The organism is uncultured Allobosea sp., assembly GCF_945956895.1.
GTDB lineage: Bacteria > Pseudomonadota > Alphaproteobacteria > Rhizobiales > Beijerinckiaceae > Allobosea.
Genome location: NZ_CAMFJF010000113.1, coordinates 1 through 6,758 on the forward strand (window position 1 = coordinate 1; position 6,758 = coordinate 6,758).

The following is a 6,758-nucleotide window of genomic DNA, read 5'->3' on the forward strand; positions in this document are numbered from 1 at the left end:
AGGGGAACACCATGTCCCGCGCGCCGAGCATCAGCGGGATCAGGTAGTTGCCGAACCCGCCGAGGAACAGGGCCGTCAGCAGATAGACCACCATGATCATCCCGTGCATGGTGATGAACTGGTAGTAGCGATCCGGGTCGATGAAGGAGAGCGCGCCGGGAAAGCCGAGCTGCAGCCGCATCAGCCAGGACAGGACCAGGGCGACCAGGCCGATCGACAGCGCCACGATCGCGTACTGGATGGCGATGATCTTGGCGTCCTGAGAGAAGACATATCTCGTGATCCAGCTCTTCGGGTGATAGAGTTCGACATCGTCGATCTCGGCCGCCGGTAGCGGTTCGGGGATGCCGTGCATCACGTCGACCATAGGCCGTCTCCCACTCGTCGCAGGGCGCCCTCGTTCGGGGCTCGCCCCGCCATCTCGTCCCTAGTTCTTCGCCTGCGCCCTGGTTGGCCCCTGGAGCTGGGCGAAGGTTTTCTGCTGCTGCAGCCAGGCGTGATATTGGCTCTCAGGCTCCACCACGACATTGCCGCGCATGAAGGTGTGGCCGGTGCCGCAGAGCTCGGCGCAGAGCACGTCGAAGCTGCCGGCCCGCGTCGGCGTGAACCAGTAATAGGTCACGCTGCCCGGAATCATGTCCATCTTGGCGCGGAACTCCGGCACGTAGAAGTCGTGCACGACATCGACGGCGCGCAGCAGCATCTTCACGGGCTTGCCGAGCTGAAGATGAAGGCTGTCGCCCTGGATCACGATATCGTCCTGCCCGTGCGGGTCTTTCGGGTCGACGCCCAACGGATTCTCCGGCGTGATTTGGCTGACATCGGCAGCGCCGAGCTTGCCGTCGGCGCCCGGCAACCGGTAGGCCCATTGCCATTGCTGGCCGATGACCTCGACGACGGTCGCGTCCTTCGGCACCGTGACGAACCGGTGCCAGACGACCAGCCCCGGTGCGAGCATGGCCGCCACGCCGACGCCTGTGCCGATCGCGAGCCACCATTCCAGTCGCTTGTTTTCGGGCTCGTAGGCGGCGCGGTTACCCTCGCGATGGCGGAAGCGGAAGGCGCAATAGGCCATGAACAGCACGACGGCGGTGAAGACGGCGCCGGTGATCCAGAACGTGATGATGATGGTGTCGTCGATATAGCCCCAGTTGGAGGCGATCGGCGTCCACCACCACGGACTCAGGAAGTGGAAAGCCACCGAGCCGACGACGACCAGAGCCAGGACGACCGCGATACCCATCCTTTTTCATCCATGCCGAGGGCGGCGATGAACAGGAGCAAGGCAATGCCGCGGCGCAGGCAGCACGTCGCGGCGCTAGGCAAGCAAACGCATCTTCGACATCAGAACGACGTTGCGGCCCGAGGCGGAACAGGTCCTCGGCTTAAAACGAGCGGGAGCGACAAGATTCGAGCAAGGCGACGGCCGGGCGCCAACTTTGCCGGGCGCGGCGGAAGACTTCACGTTTTGCTTCCTGTTCGCCATTGCCGAACCTTGGGTTCGCCGGGACGACCGCGTCACATCCGACGCTGAAAACGCTAAGCCGGGCCACAGGATATTCAAGCCTTCAGCCCATCGCTTCATGTTGTCATCTGCTCGTGGAAGTTGTCAATCGATCCCGCGTCGCTGTCCGGTTTCGTTACGGCCGCAATCGAGCGCCAATCCGGTTATTTTTTCTTTCCGTCCGCGTCAAATTGCTTGAGGAACGCAACGATATCGTCGATTTCCGGGTCGGATTTCAGGCCCGGAAACGTCATCTTCGTGCCTGGAATCTTGACCTGCGGCGCCTTGATGTAATCCCGGAATGTGGCTTCGTCCCACAGGATGCCGGAATTCTTGTTGGCGGCCGAATAGCTATAGCCCTCGATCGATCCCGCCTGCCGACCGAGGAGGCCGTTCAGTTTCGGACCAACGGTGTTCTTGGCCGTCTCTCCGATCTGGTGACAGGCGCGACATCTCAGAAAAATCCTCTCGCCCGCGGCCGGATCTCCCGCCGCTTCGGCCGGATGGGGCAGAGCCGCAAGTGTCAACCAGGCCATCAAGGTCCAACGCAGCATCGAAGGCTCTCCTTCGAACGCGACCCCTTCGGCCTGACGGCCGGCCAGCCGCAACCCTTCAGAATACCTTACATCATCGTCGGTCTCCCTCCAATTCCGGGTGGCCAAGCGACGCGGCGGTCATGGTGCTGTCGGTTCCCGAAGGCGCAACACGGGCATTGAAGCCGAACGTAATCCGAGGGCTGCCAAATCTTGCGCAGACAGGTGCCGTTCTACAGCCTGCGATGCCGATGCGAGCGCGCCCTGAGAGCCTTCATGACAGCTTTCATGACGGATTGTCATTTGGCTGTCATACTGAGGGTGTTCTGACAGGGCCGTTGCATATAGCGACCCAATGAGGACATCTCACATGCGCAAGATTCTCGTTCTCGCGGCCGTTGCCGCCGGGATCGCCGGTTCCGCCCAGGCTGCCGACATCACCGGCGCCGGCGCGACCTTCCCCTTCCCGATCTACGCAAAGTGGGCCGAGGCCTATAAGAAGGAGACGGGCACCGGCCTGAACTACCAGTCGATCGGCTCGGGTGGCGGCATCCGCCAGATCAAGGCCAAGACCGTCGCCTTCGGCGCCACCGACGCCCCGCTCAAGGGCGAGGACCTGACCAAGGACGGCCTGATCCAGTTCCCGACCGTGATGGGCGGCGTCGTGCCGGCCGTGAACATCGCCGGCGTCGAGCCCGGCAAGCTCAAGCTCTCGGGCGAGATCATCGCGCAGATCTATCTGGGCGACATCAAGAAGTGGAACGACCCGAAGATCGCCGCGCTCAATGCCGGCCTCACCCTGCCGGACGCGAACATCAACCCCGTCTACCGTTCGGACGGCTCGGGCACGACCTTCGTGTTCACCGACTATCTCTCCAAGGTCTCGGCTGACTGGAAGTCCAAGATCGGCGCCAACCAGTCGGTGCAGTGGCCGGTCGGCATCGGCGGCAAGGGCAACGAGGGCGTCTCGGCCTCGGTCAAGCAGGTCGCCAACTCGATCGGCTATGTCGAATATGCCTATGCCAAGCAGAACAAGCTCTCCCATGCTCTGGTGAAGAATGCGGACGGCAACTTCCCGGCGCCGGAAGAGAAGGCCTTCCAGGCCGCCGCCGCCAACGCCAACTGGCAGGAGCAGCCCGGCTTCGGCATCTCGCTGAACAACCAGAAGGGCGCGCAGGCCTGGCCGATCACCTCGGCGACCTTCATCCTGGTCTATGCCAAGCCGGAGAAGCCGGAAGAGACCCAGGCCGCGCTGAAGTTCTTCGACTGGGCCTACAAGTCCGGCGACAAGCTCGCCAGCGACCTCGACTACGTCGCCCTGCCGGCGAATGTGAAGGACCAGGTCCGCAACGCCTGGAAGGGCGTGACCGACAGCGCCGGCAAGCCGATCTTCTGATCGCGGCCAACGAACAGGCGAGGCGGGTCCAACCCGCCTCGCCGACATCTACATTCAGCCCTCATCCTGAGGAGCCGCGGCACGCGGCGTCTCGAAGGATGATCCAGAGCGCACTGGAGCCTCCTTCGAGACGCGCTCCTGCGGAGCGCTCCTCAGGATGAGGGCTGAGGTTGACGGGGCCGGGCGACCGGCCGCAGACAGCCTCAGCCACGCCACCGGAGCCTTCGCGGATGACCGCAGCAACCGACATGACGAGCATTCCCGGCGCGACGCCGATCGTGCGGAAGGCGCCGAAGGCGACCTTCGATCTCGTTTTCCGCAATGCCAGCTTCGCCGCCGCGCTGCTGGTGCTGGTGCTGCTCGCTGCGATCATGGTCTCGATGGTCATCGGCGGCTGGCCGGCTTTCCGCGAGTTCGGCCTCGGCTTCATCACCTCCAGCGTCTGGGACACCCAGAACGACCAATACGGCGCCTGGCCGGCGATCGTCGGCACGCTCTCGACGGCGCTGATCGCGCTGGTGATCGGCGTGCCGCTCTCGCTCGGCATCGCGGTCTACCTGACCCAGCTCGCGCCGGCCTGGTTCAAGAAGCCGGTCGCGACCGCGATCGAGCTGCTCGCCGCCGTGCCCTCGATCATCTACGGCATGTGGGGCCTGTTCGTCTTCGTGCCGCTCTTCGCGGCCTATGTGCAGATTCCGCTCTCGAACATCGTCGAGGGCATGCCGATCGTCGGCACGGTGCTCTACTCGCGCTCGCCCTCGGGGCTCGGCATCTTCACCGCCGGCATCATCCTCGCCTTCATGATCGTGCCGTTCATTGCCTCGATCACCCGCGACATGCTGGAGCAGATCCCTTCGGTGCTGCGCGAGAGCGCCTACGGCATCGGCGCCACGACCTGGGAAGTCGTGCGCCACGTCCTGGTGCCGCAGGCCGGCGTCTCGATCATCGGCGCGGTCATGCTGGGCCTGGGCCGCGCGCTCGGCGAGACGATGGCCGTCACCTTCGTCGTCGGCAACGCCAACCGGCTCTCGGCCTCGATCCTCGATCCCGGCTCGACCATCGCCTCGCGCATCGCCAACGAGTTCAACGAGGCGCTGGGCCTGCAGCTCAACGCGCTGATCGCACTCGGCTGCATCCTGTTCTTCGTCACCTTCGTCGTCCTCGTCATTGCGCGACTGCTGGTCGCCCGCGTCAAGCGCTACTGAGGCTCAACCCCATGACCATGACGACCTCTTCGCCGCGCGAATTGCCTCATCAGCCCTGGGGGCGTGTGCGCCAGTCGCGCCGCGCCGCCGACCGGATGATGAAGATCATTGCCACCGGCTTCACCTTCACCGCCATCTTCGTGCTGTTCTGGATCCTCGGCATGCTCGTGGTGAAGGGCATCGGCGGGCTCTCGCTTGCGACCTTCACGGCCGTTACGCCCGGCCCCGGCACGGAAGGCGGCGGCCTCGCCAACGCCATCGTCGGCTCCTTCGTGCTGACCTTCCTCGGCATCGCCATCGCCACGCCGATCGGCGTGCTGGCCGGGACCTGGCTCGCGGAATATGGCCGCGGTTCGAAGCTCGCCAACCTGATCCGCTTCATCAACGACATCCTGCTCTCGGCGCCGTCGATCCTGATCGGCCTGTTCGTCTATGTCATCCTGGTCGAGCCCTTCCGCGGCTATTCCGGCTGGGCCGGCGGCGTCGCGCTCGGCATCATCGCGATCCCGGTCATCGTGCGCACCACCGAGGACATGCTCAGCCTCGTTCCCAGCCATCTGCGCGAGGCGGGCGCGGCGCTCGGCGCACCGCCCTCCGTCGTGATCACCTCGGTGACCTGGCGCGCAGCCAAGGCCGGCATGGTCACCGGCATCCTGCTGGCGCTCGCCCGCATCGCCGGCGAGACCGCGCCGCTGCTCTTCACCGCGCTCAACAACAATTTCTGGTTCTCGCCGACGCTGGTCGGCGGCGTTTCGAACCTGCCGGTGACGATCTACCAGTTCGCCTCCGCCCCTTACGAGAACTGGCAGCAGCTCGCCTGGGCCGGCTCGCTCATCATCACCGTCTCGATCCTCGTGCTCTCGCTCGTTGCCCGGCGTATCGTCGCCGGCAGCAAGTAGAGCTTGAAACCAACCCGGTCGCGACCGACCTTGAGGACTTAATGTCGATGCTTTCGACCCTTGAACTCTCCCCCCAGTCGCTCGATGCCGAGGCGCCCGTCCGGATCGCGGTGAAGAACCTCGATTTCTACTACGGCGAGCACAAGGCGCTGAAGAACATCAATCTCGACTTCCGCGACCGCCACGTCACGGCGCTGATCGGCCCGTCGGGCTGCGGCAAGTCGACCCTGCTGCGCATCTTCAACCGGATCTACTCGCTCTATCCGGAGCAGCGCGCCGAAGGCGAGATCATGCTCGATGGCCGCAACATCATCTCCAACGACGTCGACGTGAACGAATTGCGCTCGCGCGTCGGCATGGTCTTCCAGAAGCCGACGCCGTTCCCGATGTCGATCTACGACAACGTCGCCTTCGGCATCCGCCTCTACGAAAAGCCGCCGAAGTCGGAGCTCGACGATCGCGTCGAGGGTGCCCTGCGCCGCGCCGCGCTCTGGGACGAGGTCAAGGACAAGCTCAAGAGCTCCGGCATGGGCCTCTCCGGCGGCCAGCAGCAGCGCCTGTGCATCGCGCGCACCATCGCGCAGAAGCCGGAAGTGATCCTGTTCGACGAGCCGACCTCGGCGCTCGACCCGATTTCGACCGGCAAGATCGAGGACCTGCTGGAGCAATTGAAGAGCGATTTCACCATCGCCATCGTCACGCACAACATGCAGCAGGCCGCGCGCATCTCGCAGTACACCGCCTTCATGTATCTCGGCGAGGTTATCGAATTCGCGCCGACCAACACGATCTTCATGAACCCGGCCAAGAAGCAGACCCAGGACTACGTCACCGGCCGTTTCGGCTGAGGACCGGTTTCAAACCAGCAGCCCTCATCCTGAGGAGCCGCGTCAGCGGCGTCTCGAAGGATGGTCCAGGAGGTTCCGGAGATGTCTGGACCATCCTTCGAGACGCAAGCTTTGCTTGCTCCTCAGGATGAGGGCTGAAGGATGAACAAGACGACGCTGCACCGGCGCCAATGATCTAGAGGACACGCCGCCATGACCGACCACATCGTCCGCTCCTACGACACCGATCTCGAAGGCATCCGCCGCAGCCTCGCCGAAATGGGCGGCATGGCGGAGCGCATGCTGGGCGATTCCACGGTCGCGCTGGTTCGCCGCGACACCGCGCTCGCCCAGAAGATCATCTCGGCCGACCAGCGCCTCGACAACCTCCAGC

At 64.3% G+C, this 6,758-nt stretch carries 8 protein-coding genes; 5 read left to right on the forward strand and 3 right to left on the reverse strand.

Going from position 1 to position 6,758, the window contains the following annotated elements:
- The 3 genes from Q0Q02_RS22645 to Q0Q02_RS22655 form a co-directional block, all read right to left on the reverse strand.
- Window positions 1-367, reverse strand: a 367-nt coding sequence (locus tag Q0Q02_RS22645) for a cbb3-type cytochrome c oxidase subunit I (RefSeq protein ID WP_293812937.1), incomplete at its 3' end; no start/stop codon positions are given.
- 60 nt (window positions 368-427) lie between these two features.
- Window positions 428-1,243: a cytochrome c oxidase subunit II gene (locus Q0Q02_RS22650; protein ID WP_293812938.1), complete on the reverse strand. Its 816-nt coding sequence runs from the start codon at window positions 1,241-1,243 to the stop codon at window positions 428-430.
- 425 nt (window positions 1,244-1,668) lie between these two features.
- Window positions 1,669-2,058, reverse strand: a complete 390-nt coding sequence (locus tag Q0Q02_RS22655; RefSeq protein WP_293812940.1) for a cytochrome c family protein — start codon at window positions 2,056-2,058, stop codon at window positions 1,669-1,671.
- A 349-nt stretch (window positions 2,059-2,407) separates the two neighbouring features.
- Here Q0Q02_RS22655 and pstS point away from each other — a divergent pair, with 349 nt between their 5' ends.
- From pstS to Q0Q02_RS22680, 5 genes are all read left to right on the forward strand, one after another.
- Window positions 2,408-3,433 carry a phosphate ABC transporter substrate-binding protein PstS gene (gene pstS / locus Q0Q02_RS22660; protein ID WP_293812942.1) on the forward strand — a complete coding sequence of 342 codons (1,026 nt, stop codon included), beginning with the start codon at window positions 2,408-2,410 and terminating at the stop codon, window positions 3,431-3,433.
- 230 nt (window positions 3,434-3,663) lie between these two features.
- Window positions 3,664-4,638: a phosphate ABC transporter permease subunit PstC gene (pstC, locus tag Q0Q02_RS22665; protein ID WP_293812944.1), complete on the forward strand. Its 975-nt coding sequence runs from the start codon at window positions 3,664-3,666 to the stop codon at window positions 4,636-4,638.
- 11 nt (window positions 4,639-4,649) lie between these two features.
- Window positions 4,650-5,537 (forward strand): phosphate ABC transporter permease PstA, encoded by an 888-nt coding sequence (gene pstA / locus Q0Q02_RS22670; protein ID WP_293812946.1) that lies wholly within the window; start codon window positions 4,650-4,652, stop codon window positions 5,535-5,537.
- 41 nt (window positions 5,538-5,578) lie between these two features.
- Entirely contained in the window at window positions 5,579-6,385 is an 807-nt protein-coding gene (gene pstB, locus Q0Q02_RS22675; protein WP_293812947.1) for a phosphate ABC transporter ATP-binding protein PstB, read from the forward strand.
- A gap of 192 nt (window positions 6,386-6,577) precedes the next feature.
- On the forward strand, window positions 6,578-6,758 hold a 181-nt coding region (locus Q0Q02_RS22680; protein WP_293812949.1), incomplete at its 3' end, for a PhoU domain-containing protein.